At 38.9% G+C, this 14,779-nt stretch carries 33 protein-coding genes, 5 tRNA genes and 1 other RNA gene; 33 read left to right on the top strand and 6 right to left on the bottom strand.

Annotation, left to right across the window (positions count from 1 at the left end):
• The 9 genes from C7E02_RS01855 (at position 1) to C7E02_RS01825 (ending at position 3,787) form a co-directional block, all read left to right on the top strand.
• Positions 1-315, top strand: coding sequence for a hypothetical protein (locus tag C7E02_RS01855; RefSeq protein WP_105308659.1), 315 nt, complete (start codon positions 1-3; stop codon positions 313-315).
• Positions 305-451, top strand: coding sequence for a hypothetical protein (locus C7E02_RS19135; protein ID WP_158682963.1), 147 nt, complete (start codon positions 305-307; stop codon positions 449-451). The genes C7E02_RS01855 and C7E02_RS19135 overlap by 11 nt, the downstream gene beginning before the upstream one ends.
• Complete coding sequence (locus tag C7E02_RS01850) at positions 441-893, top strand: hypothetical protein (RefSeq protein WP_105308658.1); 453 nt, start codon at positions 441-443, stop codon at positions 891-893. The genes C7E02_RS19135 and C7E02_RS01850 overlap by 11 nt, the downstream gene beginning before the upstream one ends.
• The gene (locus tag C7E02_RS01845; protein ID WP_105308657.1) at positions 886-1,317 is read left to right on the top strand and encodes a YopX family protein; all 432 of its coding nucleotides are present in this window, start codon (positions 886-888) and stop codon (positions 1,315-1,317) included. Before C7E02_RS01850 ends, C7E02_RS01845 begins: the two co-directional genes overlap by 8 nt.
• A 1-nt stretch (position 1,318) precedes the next feature.
• Positions 1,319-1,789 (top strand): DUF1653 domain-containing protein, encoded by a 471-nt coding sequence (locus tag C7E02_RS20145; protein WP_105308656.1) that lies wholly within the window; start codon positions 1,319-1,321, stop codon positions 1,787-1,789.
• Entirely contained in the window at positions 1,782-2,012 is a 231-nt protein-coding gene (locus C7E02_RS01835) for a hypothetical protein (protein WP_105308655.1), read from the top strand. Before C7E02_RS20145 ends, C7E02_RS01835 begins: the two co-directional genes overlap by 8 nt.
• Complete coding sequence (locus C7E02_RS01830) at positions 2,002-2,250, top strand: hypothetical protein (protein ID WP_105308654.1); 249 nt, start codon at positions 2,002-2,004, stop codon at positions 2,248-2,250. The genes C7E02_RS01835 and C7E02_RS01830 overlap by 11 nt, the downstream gene beginning before the upstream one ends.
• On the top strand, positions 2,237-2,398 hold the full coding sequence (locus C7E02_RS19130) for a hypothetical protein (RefSeq protein ID WP_158682962.1): 162 nt from the start codon (positions 2,237-2,239) through the stop codon (positions 2,396-2,398). Before C7E02_RS01830 ends, C7E02_RS19130 begins: the two co-directional genes overlap by 14 nt.
• 315 nt (positions 2,399-2,713) lie before the next feature.
• Positions 2,714-3,787, top strand: coding sequence for a tyrosine-type recombinase/integrase (locus C7E02_RS01825; RefSeq protein WP_105308653.1), 1,074 nt, complete (start codon positions 2,714-2,716; stop codon positions 3,785-3,787).
• A 370-nt stretch (positions 3,788-4,157) separates the two neighbouring features.
• Here C7E02_RS01825 and C7E02_RS01820 read toward each other — a convergent pair whose 3' ends face one another.
• The 6 genes from C7E02_RS01820 to C7E02_RS19120 form a co-directional block, all read right to left on the bottom strand.
• Positions 4,158-4,436, bottom strand: a complete 279-nt coding sequence (locus C7E02_RS01820) for a hypothetical protein (RefSeq protein WP_105308652.1) — start codon at positions 4,434-4,436, stop codon at positions 4,158-4,160.
• Between the two features lie 92 nt (positions 4,437-4,528).
• Positions 4,529-4,849 carry a hypothetical protein gene (locus C7E02_RS01815; protein ID WP_105308651.1) on the bottom strand — a complete coding sequence of 107 codons (321 nt, stop codon included), beginning with the start codon at positions 4,847-4,849 and terminating at the stop codon, positions 4,529-4,531.
• 84 nt (positions 4,850-4,933) lie between these two features.
• Positions 4,934-5,179 carry a hypothetical protein gene (locus C7E02_RS01810; RefSeq protein ID WP_105308650.1) on the bottom strand — a complete coding sequence of 82 codons (246 nt, stop codon included), beginning with the start codon at positions 5,177-5,179 and terminating at the stop codon, positions 4,934-4,936.
• A 12-nt stretch (positions 5,180-5,191) separates the two neighbouring features.
• Positions 5,192-5,260: hammerhead ribozyme type II (locus C7E02_RS01805), an RNA gene on the bottom strand.
• Positions 5,259-5,396 (bottom strand): hypothetical protein, encoded by a 138-nt coding sequence (locus C7E02_RS19125; RefSeq protein WP_158682961.1) that lies wholly within the window; start codon positions 5,394-5,396, stop codon positions 5,259-5,261. The genes C7E02_RS01805 and C7E02_RS19125 overlap by 2 nt, the downstream gene beginning before the upstream one ends.
• Before the next feature lie 13 nt (positions 5,397-5,409).
• Positions 5,410-5,577: a hypothetical protein gene (locus tag C7E02_RS19120; RefSeq protein ID WP_158682960.1), complete on the bottom strand. Its 168-nt coding sequence runs from the start codon at positions 5,575-5,577 to the stop codon at positions 5,410-5,412.
• 202 nt (positions 5,578-5,779) lie between these two features.
• Between C7E02_RS19120 and C7E02_RS01800 the strand changes: the two genes are divergently transcribed.
• From C7E02_RS01800 to C7E02_RS01710, 24 genes are all read left to right on the top strand, one after another.
• Positions 5,780-5,983, top strand: a complete 204-nt coding sequence (locus tag C7E02_RS01800) for a hypothetical protein (RefSeq protein ID WP_105308649.1) — start codon at positions 5,780-5,782, stop codon at positions 5,981-5,983.
• Between the two features lie 111 nt (positions 5,984-6,094).
• Positions 6,095-6,241, top strand: a complete 147-nt coding sequence (locus tag C7E02_RS19315) for a hypothetical protein (RefSeq protein ID WP_162496216.1) — start codon at positions 6,095-6,097, stop codon at positions 6,239-6,241.
• Positions 6,242-6,352: 111 nt separating this feature from the next.
• Positions 6,353-6,667, top strand: a complete 315-nt coding sequence (locus C7E02_RS01795; protein WP_242978718.1) for a DUF4258 domain-containing protein — start codon at positions 6,353-6,355, stop codon at positions 6,665-6,667.
• Between the two features lie 2 nt (positions 6,668-6,669).
• The gene (locus tag C7E02_RS01790; RefSeq protein WP_105308648.1) at positions 6,670-6,900 is read left to right on the top strand and encodes a type II toxin-antitoxin system MqsA family antitoxin; all 231 of its coding nucleotides are present in this window, start codon (positions 6,670-6,672) and stop codon (positions 6,898-6,900) included.
• 391 nt (positions 6,901-7,291) lie between these two features.
• Positions 7,292-7,897, top strand: a complete 606-nt coding sequence (locus tag C7E02_RS01785) for a hypothetical protein (protein WP_105308647.1) — start codon at positions 7,292-7,294, stop codon at positions 7,895-7,897.
• Between the two features lie 237 nt (positions 7,898-8,134).
• Complete coding sequence (locus C7E02_RS01780) at positions 8,135-8,323, top strand: hypothetical protein (protein WP_105308646.1); 189 nt, start codon at positions 8,135-8,137, stop codon at positions 8,321-8,323.
• A gap of 30 nt (positions 8,324-8,353) precedes the next feature.
• Positions 8,354-8,668, top strand: coding sequence for a hypothetical protein (locus tag C7E02_RS01775; RefSeq protein ID WP_105308645.1), 315 nt, complete (start codon positions 8,354-8,356; stop codon positions 8,666-8,668).
• A gap of 5 nt (positions 8,669-8,673) precedes the next feature.
• Positions 8,674-8,904 (top strand): hypothetical protein, encoded by a 231-nt coding sequence (locus C7E02_RS01770; protein ID WP_105308644.1) that lies wholly within the window; start codon positions 8,674-8,676, stop codon positions 8,902-8,904.
• Positions 8,897-9,220, top strand: a complete 324-nt coding sequence (locus tag C7E02_RS01765; protein WP_105308643.1) for a hypothetical protein — start codon at positions 8,897-8,899, stop codon at positions 9,218-9,220. The genes C7E02_RS01770 and C7E02_RS01765 overlap by 8 nt, the downstream gene beginning before the upstream one ends.
• A gap of 11 nt (positions 9,221-9,231) precedes the next feature.
• Complete coding sequence (locus C7E02_RS01760) at positions 9,232-9,534, top strand: hypothetical protein (RefSeq protein ID WP_105308642.1); 303 nt, start codon at positions 9,232-9,234, stop codon at positions 9,532-9,534.
• The gene (locus C7E02_RS19115) at positions 9,519-9,671 is read left to right on the top strand and encodes a hypothetical protein (RefSeq protein ID WP_158682959.1); all 153 of its coding nucleotides are present in this window, start codon (positions 9,519-9,521) and stop codon (positions 9,669-9,671) included. The genes C7E02_RS01760 and C7E02_RS19115 overlap by 16 nt, the downstream gene beginning before the upstream one ends.
• Positions 9,658-9,906: a hypothetical protein gene (locus tag C7E02_RS01755; protein ID WP_105308641.1), complete on the top strand. Its 249-nt coding sequence runs from the start codon at positions 9,658-9,660 to the stop codon at positions 9,904-9,906. The genes C7E02_RS19115 and C7E02_RS01755 overlap by 14 nt, the downstream gene beginning before the upstream one ends.
• Before the next feature lie 229 nt (positions 9,907-10,135).
• A tRNA-Tyr gene (locus C7E02_RS19110) sits at positions 10,136-10,216 on the top strand.
• A gap of 82 nt (positions 10,217-10,298) precedes the next feature.
• Positions 10,299-10,381, top strand: a tRNA-Ser gene (locus C7E02_RS19105).
• Between the two features lie 339 nt (positions 10,382-10,720).
• Positions 10,721-10,792, top strand: a tRNA-Arg gene (locus C7E02_RS01750).
• Between the two features lie 80 nt (positions 10,793-10,872).
• A tRNA-Arg gene (locus C7E02_RS01745) sits at positions 10,873-10,946 on the top strand.
• A gap of 4 nt (positions 10,947-10,950) precedes the next feature.
• A tRNA-Asn gene (locus C7E02_RS01740) sits at positions 10,951-11,022 on the top strand.
• 28 nt (positions 11,023-11,050) lie between these two features.
• A complete protein-coding gene (locus tag C7E02_RS01735) occupies positions 11,051-11,566 on the top strand; it encodes a DUF2829 domain-containing protein (RefSeq protein ID WP_105308640.1) in 516 nt (171 codons plus the stop codon).
• A 2-nt stretch (positions 11,567-11,568) separates the two neighbouring features.
• Positions 11,569-11,856: a hypothetical protein gene (locus C7E02_RS01730; protein WP_105308639.1), complete on the top strand. Its 288-nt coding sequence runs from the start codon at positions 11,569-11,571 to the stop codon at positions 11,854-11,856.
• Positions 11,810-12,133: a DUF4406 domain-containing protein gene (locus C7E02_RS01725; protein ID WP_105308638.1), complete on the top strand. Its 324-nt coding sequence runs from the start codon at positions 11,810-11,812 to the stop codon at positions 12,131-12,133. The genes C7E02_RS01730 and C7E02_RS01725 overlap by 47 nt, the downstream gene beginning before the upstream one ends.
• Positions 12,134-12,138: 5 nt before the next feature.
• Positions 12,139-12,315 carry a cysteine-rich KTR domain-containing protein gene (locus tag C7E02_RS19100; RefSeq protein WP_158682958.1) on the top strand — a complete coding sequence of 59 codons (177 nt, stop codon included), beginning with the start codon at positions 12,139-12,141 and terminating at the stop codon, positions 12,313-12,315.
• Positions 12,287-12,472, top strand: coding sequence for a hypothetical protein (locus C7E02_RS01720; protein WP_105308637.1), 186 nt, complete (start codon positions 12,287-12,289; stop codon positions 12,470-12,472). The genes C7E02_RS19100 and C7E02_RS01720 overlap by 29 nt, the downstream gene beginning before the upstream one ends.
• Before the next feature lie 125 nt (positions 12,473-12,597).
• Positions 12,598-14,205, top strand: coding sequence for a hypothetical protein (locus tag C7E02_RS01715; protein WP_105308636.1), 1,608 nt, complete (start codon positions 12,598-12,600; stop codon positions 14,203-14,205).
• An 11-nt stretch (positions 14,206-14,216) separates the two neighbouring features.
• Positions 14,217-14,651, top strand: a complete 435-nt coding sequence (locus C7E02_RS01710) for a sigma-70 family RNA polymerase sigma factor (RefSeq protein ID WP_105308635.1) — start codon at positions 14,217-14,219, stop codon at positions 14,649-14,651.
• The last annotated feature ends 128 nt before the right edge of the window (positions 14,652-14,779 follow it).

Here is a 14,779-nt window from a genome sequence, read left to right as displayed (position 1 = left end):
ATGAGACTAATTGATGCGGATTTACTGATGAGAAAATGCGAGAAATGGTTAAAACCGAAAGCACCAGACGAAGATGAAATGGTTTCGTTGGCAGATATTGCGGTATCCATGCTTATGGAAATAGAAGAACAGCCAACAGCGTTTGATGTGAAAAATGTCATTGAGCAGCTTGAAGAAGAAAGTGAGCAGTCTTTTGTGAATTTTAAAAGTTATGCAGAAGAACATGGAATAGACAATGACTATGAAGATTGGTTTTATCGAGGATTAATCAGAACTATAGAGATTGTAAAGCGAGGTGGAAGAGATGAAGAATAAACTGGATGATGTGTTAAGACGAATACAGTTATATTCGTACTTGCTGCCAACTGTAAAAATTGGCAATGCAATTATGGATTTCAGAGAAAAGTATACGCTTTTTAAAAAGAGACGAGGTGGAAGAGATGAAGAATAAAGAGAAGTATGAAAAAGAGATTGTGGAGATTGCGTGTAGTGGAGGTAGCATTTCCATAATAAAGAAAAGTGGGCGTATCGTTCCGTGTAATGGCGCTATATGCAGTCTATGTTTGTTTCGTGGTTATGATTGTGAAGAGAAAACGAGAGAATGGGCTGAATCTGAGTACATCGAAAGGCCAGTTGTAAGTAAGAGAGATAGAGTGTTTTTGGAGTATATTGGTACAGGAATAAATTATATAACTAGGGATATGGATGGAGGTTTGTTCATTTATATCAGCAAACCACATAAACTTATTGACTGTTGGGAAAGTAGTGGGTGTGAATCAGACAAAAGCTTAAAATTCTTTAAGTTGGATTTCCCAATGGTCAAATGGGAAGATTCCGAACCGTGGCTTATCGAGGACTTGAAGAAGTTGGAGGTAGTTGAGAATTATGAATAGAGAATGCTTTTTTAGAGCGAAACATATCCATGCAATGGATAGTAACGAGCATCTTAATGGAACATGGGTGCATGGCTATCTTAGTGACAAGAATTATATCTACGATAAAAGTCTCGAGGGTGAATTCCTGGTTGATGAAAATACGATTTGCCAGTACACAGGATTGACTGACAAGAGTGGAAAGAAAATATGGGAAGGGGATATAATTAAATACCATTTTGGAGAAGTTTATGCGCCGGTAAAATTCGGGGAATATCAGAGTTGTTTTGATAGCGCACCAACGATCCATGTCGGATTCTATGTGGACTGGGACGAAAACCGTGATATTAGAAAAGACTTGGGATATTGGATCAAGTTGGTTGATGCAGAAGTTGTAGGCAACATATTTGATAATCCCGAACTGTTAGAAGAGGAGGGGAATTAATATGGCAAAGATATTTAAAGTAAGTGGATATTTTGTGGATGCAAATGGAGTGGTTGATAAAGAAAAATTTGAGGGCAAATTGGAATCGCTTGAAGATTTATTTTCGCATCATCTTCATGTGGAAGAAGCTGACATTGGAAAGTGGAACGACGAAAGCCCTTTGAATTACGACAACTGCGACCTTGCAGATTGTGAGAAATACTTCAAGAGAAAAGTTCCAGTAGATAACGACAGCAATGTTACGGCAGGACAAGTCTACAGACATTTTAAGGGACATACAGTTAAGGTTTTGCATATCAGCCAGGATACAGAAGCACCGGGACAGTTTTATGTGGTTTATGAATGTGAGGACGGAGCTATTTGGAGCAGACCTTACGGAATGTTTGTGAGTGAGGTTGACCATGTGAAATATCCAAACGTGAAACAGAAGTATAGATTTGAGTTAGTGGGAGGAGCTGAGATAAATGAATAATACAGAGCTTATAGAGCGTTTGGTGGAACTGGAACGCTCAATGGTTAAAAAAAGAGATGTTGATGTAAAAGCATTTGAGGAGAAACAAAAGCAAGAGCTTGCAGATTACGAGCTTAAGAAAACATGGGAATCAAACGGATATAGTCAGGCTCTGGTTGATGTGAGGAATATTTTGAGAGGAGAATTACAAAACGACGAAGGAGTTGAAAACGATGCAAATTAAAGATTTCAGTAAGCCGATAATGTTACCGCATAATCAGCTTGCACCGTCGGCAATATTCAAATTCAATGACCGGGTATTTATAAAAGTATCTGAGGCTTATACTGATGATTTTAGCAATTCTTATGATCTTAGCAAAAAGCAGTTAGTACAATTCAGTCCAGACACAGAGGTAGAATACGTGAGAGGAACATTGATATTACACAGAGGAGATTGGAGTGAGGATAATGAGCGACAGTAAATGCCAGCGCCTCGATGCCATATCAGACCGTGATCAGATGGCTGAGAAGCCACCAACGGAAGAAGCAAGCAGACGGTTTAGAATGCCAGTATGCTATGGGTTTTTGGAATATCTGGCAAAAAAGAAAAAGGTGCAAAGAGAGGACTGAACAACTTGAATCTCAGTAAAGAGCAACGTAACGGAATGGAAGACCACCATGCGGAAATGGCAGAAAATCCACCTAACCAACATGCATATGAGAAATTCAAGCGCAAAGCGTATCAGAGTGTTAGCGTGGAAGAATATTTGCGAAAGCGCAATCATGATGTAAAAAAGAAAATATAAGACAATGGGTGAGTGAGCTTTGATAACAAAATAAAAACAGGTACCGGACAAGAATCTTTGGCGAGATCTCCGGTACCCATTCACCTAAGAAGAGTATAGCATAGTTCATCTTCTTAGGCAATTGCTAGGAGGATAAATTATGCAGACACAGAAAGAAATTGTAAGAGATAGCGTATTAGCAACTATGAGACCATATCTGAATGCAGTCACTATGGATATTCTGAATCAAGCGATTGTAAGCGCAATGGCTCATGTTGATGTTGTGGAGACAGAGACGTTACCGGCAACAAATGAGAATACGAATGATTATATATTAAATGTTTATATGACAAAGAAAGTTCCAAAGTTGAGCAGGCAGACAGCAAAATACTATCTGGAGACTATCAGACATTTTATTCAGTTCACGAATAAATCTTTGTTGGATGTAACAGACATGGACGTGGAATTATACTTACAGTGGTATCATGCGACCGGTTTTCGTGGAGCCGGAAACATTGCATCAACCGTGAATAACGAAAGACGTAACCTGTCAGCATTCTTCACCTGGATGCGAAAGCAGAAGATGATAAATGAAAATCCAGTAGACGGAGTAGAACCATTTGCTGAAATTGAAAAGCCAATTGAATTTCTTGCCGATTGGGAAATGGAGGCTTTGCGTGATGCATGCCGGACAGAGGTGAACGGAGTAACTAATTTCAAGGAATACCGTGAGCATTTGAGAGATAGAGCTGTATTAGAATTCTTCCGTAGCACTGCTATTCGTGTTTCTGAGTGTGTTCCAATCAATAGACAAGACATTGACTGGCAAAAGGGAGAAATCCTCATTTACGGGCAGAAAACACGCACATACAGAACCGTATGTTTGGACGATGTAGCAAAGTATCATTTGAAAAAATATTTGGATAGTAGAAAAGACAATAATCCAGCATTATTCGTGGCAACAAAAGGAGAACATAACAGACTTGCTAAGAGTGGACTAGAATATGTGATTCGTACAATCGGAGAGAAGTCAATCCTTGACAGGCGAATCTATCCGCATCTATTCCGTAAAACTACGGCAACGAATATGGTCCGCCGTGGTTGTCCGCGTGACTTGGTCGCATTTTATCTTGGACATAAAAACGGGAACACAAAGACACTTAATACGCATTACGCAGCTACGGATCCAGCACAGGTCATTCAAGCATTTCGGAAATATGGAGCTGTTGCATAAAAAAATTTCTGAAAAAAATTCTAGAATCGGCGCGTTTTTAGGGCGCGTTTTTAGGACAAATTTTTGAGCCGAAATTTTTCGTCAAAAAAAGATGTCACCCCAAAATAAAAAAGGTCAAAAATCTGGACGCTGGAAAAATTGTTCATTCTAGCGTCCTTTTTCTGACAATTCTGTTCGGGTGTATGGTGTATAGAATAGCTCTGTACACGTCTATTCCTGTCCGTATTGGCTTGTAATAGCGCAAAGCATAATTCTATTGAGTACGCGTAAAAACGTCTAAAAATCGAATATATACGTTTGTATCATAACACTAATATTTCTGTCTGTAAATAGCTTATTATTGAAGCACTAAAAGCCGGAAGTTATCCGGCTAGATGCCTAAATATGCATCAATTTTCTCGTCTAATTCTGCGGCATGCTCCTTAACCTCTTCCATTGTCATATCCCCCATAATGTCACATTGATACTTATTAAATCTTAGACGCTCATCTACTGTCATAACTGCAAGCCTGTCTATTATTTTTAACTCGCGCTCGTCTATGTCTTCGTATGTTCTCGGAATCTTTTTTGGTGGTTCCGGTCTGCCTGTCTTCCTCGACAATCTAATCACCTTATCTAGTGCTTCCATGACTTTTTCTAATTTCTCCATGCTGTTTTCTTTCTTCCCTTGTCCCTGGGAGCTAGGATATAAAACCGCTCCGGGGCAATGCTCCCCGGTACGCTGTCAGCGGTGATTATTTTTTATGATTCTCTAAATATGCATCCGGTCCATACTTTGCAAGTTGTTCCATTGCAAGTTGTTCCGCACTTTTTGCAGTCGAAACACATTGTATTTAAATCGCTGTAATAAATATTATATGCGTCCTGCCTTTCTTCCTGTCTCATTGCAAGAACTCGCTCGAATGCTCTTTTGACTGTAGGCAGAACACGGGCACCGCCTTTTATTGCTTTTGCCAGCGTTATCATCTCCACGTTTGTTTTGTCGTAAATATGTGAAATTATGTTGTCAAATTCTTCAGCTGAAATATTAAGCTCTTTCAAGTCCTGTTCGTATGTTCTCATGTTTAAAACCTCTCTTTCTTTGTCGCGCCCTGTCATCATCAGTGCAGGTAGGGCAGTTCCTACAGACGCCCGTGGGCGTTTCGACTAGTATTTTGATGGTTGCTCATATCGTATAATAGTTACTTCTTCGCCAGTACTTTTCAAATATGCGGTTCCGTTGTACATTGGACCATTTAAGCCTATTAAAATCGGCTGATTCTGCAACTCTTCACGTTGCCAAGGTTTGTTGTTATATCCGACAATTAACGCTGTGAACTGCTCCGCTGTTTTTACGCCTTTTGGCAAGTCATATACACATTTATTTCCGTTTTCTAATGTTCCAATAATCATATTATTTTCCTCTCTCGCCTGCCATCATCAGCACAACGGGGCGAATCGTTGTGGACGCTCCACGCTTGGAGCGTTTCGACTATTTATATTCGTGTGTCTCACCTTGCCATGTGATTCTGCAAGATGTATCCGGCTCAGCTGTGTGAATCATGTAAGAGCGAGTAGCCCAACTGCTAAGCTCTGCCGTGAACAGGATTATAATTATTATTTTCTTCATGTTCGCACCCTCCTTATAACATTTCCGCCAGTGAAATGACCTGAGCTTCTGACAAGTGGTCAATCACTGTGTTCCCGTTTCTGTCTGTCAGTTCGTACTCGTTTGGAACAGTTCCGAATCCATCAAACTGGTTTGATAAGTAGTAACCTTTTTCATATAACTTTCTTTCTGCTTCTTTCATTTCTATATCCTCCTGTGAGTGATTTGTTATCTCGTTTCTATGGTTATATAATACACGATATTACGCACATATACAATTGACATAATTAACAATATTACGCACATATATATGATATAAAGTTGTACACTATTTATTACGCACATATTTATTGATTTAATTACGCACGCATGTTATAATGTAATAAAAATATGGAGGTGTAAAAATGGCAGAGTATACAGAAGAACAGAAAGCGGCACGACAAAAAGCAGTCAGAAATTACGAAAAAAATAACTATAGATTGAATATAGTATTTCCGAAAAATACTAAGGAGAGAATAGAACGACTAGGACTGAATAAGAGTAATAGTGCGTTTATTCGCGATACGGTATTAGCTAAACTTGACGAACTAGAAAAAATATTGAAATAACGCACATATAATCATTGACATTATTACGCACATATACTATAATAATACTTGTAAGGAACAAGCTTACAAGTTACCAGTGGCAAGCTGGAGAAAGGAGAAAACATGGAACAAATGGGAATGACAGATAAACAATTCAACGGATTCATAAGATTTCTAATTGACGACCTGAAAGAAGCCAAGGAAGAGGAAGACACCGAAAAGAAAAACGCAAGGATCCAGAAGATACTGGAAAACCTCCAGAGCACTCTGGAAGATTAAAAAAGAGCCGTATAACAACAGCTCAGGAACACAAGAGAGGGCGGAACTTGCCACCGCTCTCAAGTAAAATTATTATAGCAGATTTCCGAAAAGGAGGCAAGATATAACAACGTGATAGATATTAAAAATATTCAAGAATATTGCAAAAATGATATGCTATTATTTTCGAATCATGCACTCGAACGAATTCGACAAAGAGGAATAAAAATAAAAGATATCGAATCATGTATAATGTCAGGGGAGATAATAGAACAGTATCCGGATGATTTCCCGTTCCCTAGCTGTTTGATATTTGGGGCGTGTGTAAGTGGGAAAATACTTCATGTTGTGGCAAGTGACGAAGGAACAGCAAGCCGGATTATTACGGCTTATTTTCCAAGCTTAGACAAATTCGAAAATGATTTGAAGACTAGAAAGGGGCGTTGATCATGAAATGTGTTAGCTGTAAAGAAAGCGAAATGAAGAAAGACAAAAGTGCATATTTTGCCGATCTAGGGGCGTGCTATGTTATTATCGAAAATGTGCCGTGCTATAAGTGTGAAAAGTGCGGAGAGGTATTCTATACTGCTTCAGTAGCTGAGCGATTGGAGGAAATCATTGAACACGTGCAAACCGTAGCAAGTAAGATTTTTATTTGCGATTATGCAAATGTGGCATAAATTCCAGAACTAAAAAAATTAGAATTAAGACAGTCAAACGGCTGTCTTTTTTCTGTGCCTAGACTTAATAAAATCCGTGTAACGTTACAATAACGTTACGTAACGCGATAGAATAAGAAAGAGAATAAGAAAAAGAATATATATAATATATACGTGCATTTTCCTGTCGGAATGCACAAGAATGCGCACAAAAAAGATGTGCAAATGATTATTGACAATCACAATAAATTGCACTAAAATATTAATCAAACAAGTAAATAGGCAGTATATAGCCAACCTTTAATATATACTTTCTTGGTAGTCCTTAGTGACCGTGACCCGTATAGCAGAATTGCGAAACTGCAACGGGCGCGGTCTTTTTTTTATTATCAATTGGCTGGAGGTGATTAGGATGAAAGATAATGCAATAACAACAACAGATGGCATAGAAGTATATAAGCATAATATTAATTACTATGCTGATGAGTATATACGCAATGAATTAGAAATAGACCATGTAGATACAGACAGTAAACAGATAGTGAAAGATAACTTTGTTGATATGTTATTTTATATCTGTGACCATATAGAAAAGCCAGATAATGCAGATATAAAAGCATTAGATTATATATTCAATGTGTATGTAAGATTATGCAGTAAGTATGGTGTTAATCCTACACTAGAAGCATTTAGTTTCCTGGTGAATATTGATAGAAATACCTTTACTACTTGGAGCAATGGCAGTTATCGGACCGCTGAACACTCTTGCACGGTCAAAAAATGGATGAACACTTGCAAGGGCTTTTTGGTGAATAATCTCGGTAATTCCAGGGGTACGGATGCAAATAAGATATTCATTGCAAAAGCTGCTTACGGCATGGCAGAAACGAAAGCAGTGGAGCAAGAACAGATCACCGGAGCTAGAAAGACGGTTGAACAGATAGCGCAAGACATCGGAGCAAATGAACTACCAAATACAGGGGCACAAGATGACGAGGCAGATGTATTTGATTTTTAAGCAATTCAACAAAATGTCAGACAATACAAAAATAAATTTAGCGTAAATCAATATATTGTATGAGCTGAACGCAAAACACTAGATATAGTATCGTGTGTATGTGTCAAACATTTGTTTTACGTATAGATACATATGTTCGATAGCCAGTGAACCCCGGAGTGGGGGTCTGTGTGAAACACCCCAGGGTCGTAACCTTACCCCCAGAAATATCCGCCAAAAACAAAAAGGAGCATAGCAATGTATACAGGAATCAAACCAATTATTCCGACCTATCTCGTTCAAATAACAAACGATTGTGTTTATTGCGTAGAAGCAAGTAGATGTACAGTTGATACAGAACATGGAGTTATATTGTTTTACAAAAATGATTCAGTACAAGCAATGTTTCAGCTTGAAAATATAGATTCTTTTTGGAGGGTGATTTAATTGATTTTTGAATATCTGTAGGAGTGGCATATGAATACAATTATCGTCCTTACTGAAACGCCAGTGTGGCATCAAGGTTACATAAAACATCATTTACGGAATTCTGGCATCAATATGACTGGAAGCTTTAAAGGGAATCGACTGGTCATTAATGATATCTACGAAATCCTCTTTATAAATCCGGTTGGCATTTATTCAGATGCTGAGTTTTTTGCGAACTGCATCTTGGATTTGACCGATGGAAAATGCAGTGAAGCTGTAAATAGCTTTATAGAGCAAAGAATCCACTGTAATTATTTCCTGTTCACTGAGATTGATGAATTGATTAGATTGTTGCGAGGTTAGATGCTATGAAGAAAAAGATGAGCCAACCAAAAACAGAGCCAAAAACAATTGAATGGGGTAAGGTTTCTTGTTGTGAGAATTGTGGCAACAAAGAATACTACGAGAGTTCTGAAATGGGAATCTCACATAGACGATTTAGGCTTTGCACGAAATGTATGAGCGAACTTCTTTCATCGGCAACTCCAATACTGTTGAATGAATTCTTGAAGAAGCAGAAAGGCGAAAAAAATGGTTAGGACAGTAAATATTCTTGGAACGGAATACAAGGTGATTAGAGAACCATTTGCAGATAAAGACATTGATGGTTATTGTGATTATACATCAAGAGAAATCAGAATCAGAGACGATAATGTGAATGAAGTTGGAGATTTTGATGAACTGATGCGAAAACAGCTACGGCATGAAATTATACATGCTTTTCTTGCTGAAAGTGGACTGCAAGCGAATTATGAGCACTATAGGCAGTTCGGGCATGATGAAACGCTTGTTGACTGGTTCGCAATCCAGTTTCCGAAGATGATAAAAGCTTTTGAGAGCGTGAATGCACTTTAGGAGAATTTGCGATGGATGAGAAAGATAAGAGAAGATATGCATATGGTGGCTTACCTCCTGCTGGAAATCTTTGTATCCAATCGGATTCGGATTTAATCTGTGATGATCTGGTCGAAGAATTGGCAACAATACCAACTTCAATGCTAAAACAGAAAATGAGAAACATAGACAACTTATTGGACGCATCTACGGTTTTCTATGGAACGTTTGGAACATTTAATGTAAACACTTTGCCATGTTACACGATTGGTTCAAATAACTGGCGCAAGCTTCACGGAATGCGAATGCGGAGGAAGAAATGGTTAAGAAAATAAAACAACTGTTCTGTGACCATAGAAAAGTGGTTCATTACAGAACAGACCTGGTCCGTCAAGATGATGGTTCTTGGAAAACAGTTCACAAATGGAGATGTAAGAAATGTGGAAAGGTGATTGGGAATGAGACAACTTAGAAATTTGCTTGCATGGATTTGCTTGATTAGCGCATCGGTTATGGGATTATATAACGGTGTCTACAAAATGCTGTATCTTGCGATTATAAACGCTTGCATGCTTTATGATGCCGGTGTCTTAAGCGCAACGATAATTGCAAAGACGGTAATTAGCTGTTTGTGCTCGCCGGTTATTATTTGTGGTTTGGCGTTCATCGGACTTATGTTGTTTGCCATTATCAGCGAATATGATTAGTCAGTAAAGACTATAAAATCTAGTGCAACGCACGGCACGATAAATATTGTTGCTAACCGTCAGATGGCGGTTAAGTCAATGTAGCTCATTGGAAAGAGCGGTCAGGAGCGCGCGATAAAAAGACTGACAGGAAATGGTTCGATTCCATTCTTTGGCATTGAGAGTTTACCTTGCTTTAGTAGGTTCCAAGCATATGGACGACGGTAACTTGGGTAAAACGCCATCGCATTGGTGGATATGCAAGTGGTCAAAGCAAGCTGACTGTAAATCAGTTCCTTCGGGTTCGTGAGTTCGTATCTCACTCCACCAACTTCATTTACTCGGAACCACACCTTCAGGCAGGCGCAGGGTTGAATTTGTGAGCTGAGTATCTAAGAATTGCGCCACCACATGCCGTATTCCCATAATGGTATTGGAGATGTTTGCTAGGCATTCGGTCGGAAACGACTTGGAGGTTCGAATCCTTCATACGGCGCTTCAGCCGAGTGGAACGGATAACCACATATGGCTCATATCCATAGAATAACGGGTTCGACTCCCGTGGCTGAAATTTCTACCGATTACGGCCGGCTGAGGTCTGCAAGTATAAAACCGGTAAAAACTTATTTGTTGGAGATAAGAGCAAATTCAGTGATTGCAGTAGCCTGGATACAACAAATTGTCGTGCTGGAAGTAATAAGGAATGACTGCTGAGCGGTCTGAGGTAGTTTTAAGGCGCGAGGTATGCTGTGTATCAATTGACTTTGGAACGGATTGCAACCAATAGTAAGCCTTGAGCTTGGGCTTGTGGGTGCAAATCCTACACACAGCAATTGCAGATGAGTGGAACGGATAACCACGCTTGCCTCCTAAGCAAGAAATAACAGGTTCGACTCCTGTATCTGCTATTCGCACGTTTGCGCAGGTACGTGCGATATGGAATCCCCTTTCGTTTGTGCGGGTTTGTTGGTTCCTTCCCGCACACATGCTATCATAGCTCAATTGGATAGAGCAGTTGATTACGAATCAACAGATTCCCGGTTCGAATCCGGGCGGTAGCTTTATTGGCATGTAGCTCAATGGCAGAGCATCCGGCCGTTAACCGGAGGGTTGCCGGTTCAAGTCCGGCTATGTCAGTTTTTTTTAATTGAAAGGAGAATGAATTATGATTTTTAAAGAAGCGTTTGAATTAATGAAACAGGGGGCAAAAGTGAAACTTCCTGGTTGGAACGGTTACTGGTGTTGGGACAATGATAAACAGACGATTATAATTCATTGCAGACCAAAAGATTCCGACAAAGGACAGGGAGATGTTCTTGATATCCGTGAAACACAGAGAGTGGAATATACTTTCATGCATACGCAGAGAGATGATTGGATGATTGCTGATGAAGAGAATTGTGGTGTTCTTGGCGGTCAGTCAACATTTGGATTTGGCGATGCTATCCGTTATCTAAAAAGAGGACTTAAGGTGGCTCGTAAAGGTTGGAACGGAAAGAAACAGTACATTCAGCTTGCAACTGGAATTTCTTACAAGACAGCAGATGGTGAGATTGTAAATTGTGAACATAACGCTATCGGGAATATGGCTATTGCTTTTGTTGGTACTTCCGGTGTGCAGATGGGATGGCTCGCTTCTCAGGCAGATATGCTTGCAGAAGACTGGGTGTTTGTGGAGTAATTATGAAAACAATACAAACTGCTTATATTGAGAAAACTGGACAATCTGTTAAAGGATGGATTGAATTTAATGAGGTATTTGCTGACAATAAGAGCCTTGGATTTATTCCAAGATTCTATGTGGTTGAAACACTAATACCTTTTGATTATTATTCAAAAATAGAAGTTGATAATATTAGTTTTACTGGTTACTGTGGTGCGTATTCGATTATAGGTAAAGAACCGATGCAGATAGGAGAGATGAATGATGAAAGCAATGTTAAGTCAGCCGATGGGTGGAAAGACAGATGAAGAAATCGTAGAAACAAGAGAAAGAGCGATCCAGGTGCTTGAGGCAAAAGGGTATGAAGTCGTAAATACTCTTTTCACAGATGAATGGTACAGTCATGAGAATATGGAAAAGCGCGGTGTAGTACAGATTCCGCTGTGTTTCTTGGCTAAATCTTTAGAAAATATGAGTTTATGCCATGTAGTATATTTCTGTAAAGGCTGGGAGAATGCAAGAGGATGTAAGATTGAACATGATGCTGCGGTTGCTTACGGACTGGAAATTATTTACGAGGAATAAATACCATGATTGTTAATGGTTGGTATTACTGCCCGGCTGGTCATAAGACTGGTCAGAGGGTAGAAAAGAATTCCAATATTGAAAATACGCCGATTTGGTGTAAGCACTGTAAGAAAGCGTATTATCCGTTGATTAAGGATGGAAAGATTTTAAATGGATTTCATAAGAAAACACATAATTGAGCTTGAAAATGAACTGGAAGAAGAAAAGCGAAAAAACAGGATTTTGGAAGGACAGATAAAGGAATTAAGAACAAGATGCGCTCCGGGAGCGGAACTATATTTTGACAAAGGAAACTATAGCTTATTGTGCATAGGAATCGAAAGAGATGTTTTATAATTAGTGCCAGAGCCTAAGAGCCAGAGCTGATATTTGTGAGAAATCACAGATATTGGCTCTTTTGATTATTACGAGGTGAGCAAAGGGATTTTACAGAATATAAGAAAATAGCAAATGCATTAAAGATGCAGCCATCAAATGAATACAGTACATGGGATAATATCATGCAACTGTGCTTGAATATGTATGAGGATAACCATGATTATCTAAAATATTGCCTTAAGCTCTCGAAGGCAGTTAAGAAATCAGCTCAAAGGTTGCTTATTCAGAATCAAGACGTGCGGTTTGAGGATTTGTACTGGCAAGCATTGAAATTTGAAGCTCCGCATTTATTTGACAGCTATCTGCTCTATCTTGAGCGAAAGCGATTGGAACAGGATCGCTTTTATTCTCCAAAAAGGAAACAATTGAATAAGCATGGATTAATACAGTCTATGCAAGATCTGGAAGATGATAAACTTGATATTTTATCAATTTCAATGCCTCCAGGAACTCAAAAAACCACGCTTGAGAAATTCTTTGCATCATGGATTGCTGGAAGGCATCCAGATGATTTCAGTTTGTTTTTCTCGCATAGCAGTGATATTACTCGAATGTTCTACGATGGGGTTCTGGATATAACAACGAACTCTGATGAGTATTGCTGGTCTGAGATTTTCCCTGATGTAAAATTCCATAGCACTAATGCAAAGAGAGAAACCATTAACTTCAATAAATACAAACCCTTCTCAAATATTCAGTGCACATCCGTTGGAAGTAAGAATGCAGGTAAGGTCCGTGCGAACAGATACCTGTATTGTGATGACTTGATAGGTGGTATTGAAGAAGCTCTGAATAAAAATATCCTGGACAAGCTGTGGAGAATCTATGGTACCGATGCTAAGCAGCGTAAAATGGATGGCTGCAAGGAGATTCATATTGCTACCAGATGGTCCGTGCATGATGTAATCGGGCGTTTGATTGATATTTATGAGGGGAATAACAAGGCAAGATTTATTGCTATCCCAGATATCGACCCGGTTACCGGAGAATCGAATTTTGATTACAAATACAATGGATTCAGTGTTGAGTTTTTCCACGACCAAGAGCTTACAATGGATGAAATCTCTTATAGATGTCTGTATAAGAATGAACCTATTGAGCGTGAAGGACTTCTGTATACGGATGAAGAACTCAGGAGATTCATTACGTTGCCGATTACTGAACCAGATGCTGTATGGGGAATTTGCGATACGAAAAATAAAGGTACTGACTTTTTGTTCTTGCCATGTTTGCTACAGTACGGAAATGATTTTTACCTTACGGAATGTGTATGTGATGATAATTCCAATTATGGAATCCAATATGAACGAACTTCTGATTTGATTGTAAATACCGGAATGCAACAGTGCCAATTTGAGAGTAATAACGGTGGCGATCGTGTTGCGTTGGAAGTAAGTAAGTTAGTTGAAGAAAAAGGTGGACGGTGCAATATCACTACGAAATATACTGAATCGAATAAAGAGACGAAAATTATTGTCAATGCAGATTGGGTAAAGAAACATGTACTTTTCAAGGATCGTGAGCAATATAAACCAAAAGAAGACTACGGAAAGATGATGGGATTTTTACTAAGTTATTCAGTCCGTGGAAAAAATCCACATGATGACGTTCCTGATGGATTAGCGAGTTTTGCGCTGTTTGTAACTACTGGTTTTGTAAGACCGGCAGAAATTTATTCAAGTCCAGTTTAAGGAGGAATGAAATGAAGATTACAAGAAAAGATATTGCAAACTATAAATTGTTAAAAGTCCTTCTTGAAAAGGACCAGAAGAAACTTGAAAGGTATGTGGCGAATCAACCATCGGCATATTCTGGAAAGGTATATGGTTCTAATCCAGGATTTCCATATCAACCGAGAGGATTTACAGTTACCGGATGCTCAGATTTTGAAATAGCGCAATTGAAAGACTGGGAGCAGAAATGCCGTGAGATGGAAGTTAAGATTCAAGACGACATTCGCAGATTGAACGAGTTGGAACTGGCTATTGACACAATGATTGCGAACGCGAAAGATGTTGAGGACAAAGCAATCCTGGAATATACGAAAGACGGGTTGTCACAGTATGAAATTGCAGATATCTTATGCATGGAACGCTCCACGATATCGAAAAGGCTTTCAAAATATGTGTCACAGTGAGGTTTCACACAATTCACATTTTAGAGTGCTATAATTATAATCGAAGAACTTGTAATTCGTTTCAAAAGTCTCCTTAAAGGGCGCTATGTGTTAATTCATGTAGCGCTTTTTATTTTTGTGTAAAGGTA

This window comes from Dorea sp. Marseille-P4042, assembly GCF_900290215.1.
Taxonomy (GTDB): Bacteria; Bacillota; Clostridia; order Lachnospirales; family Lachnospiraceae; genus Dorea; species Dorea formicigenerans.
The sequence above is the reverse complement of the archived record's forward strand: the minus strand, read 5'-3'. Positions and strand labels throughout refer to the sequence as shown.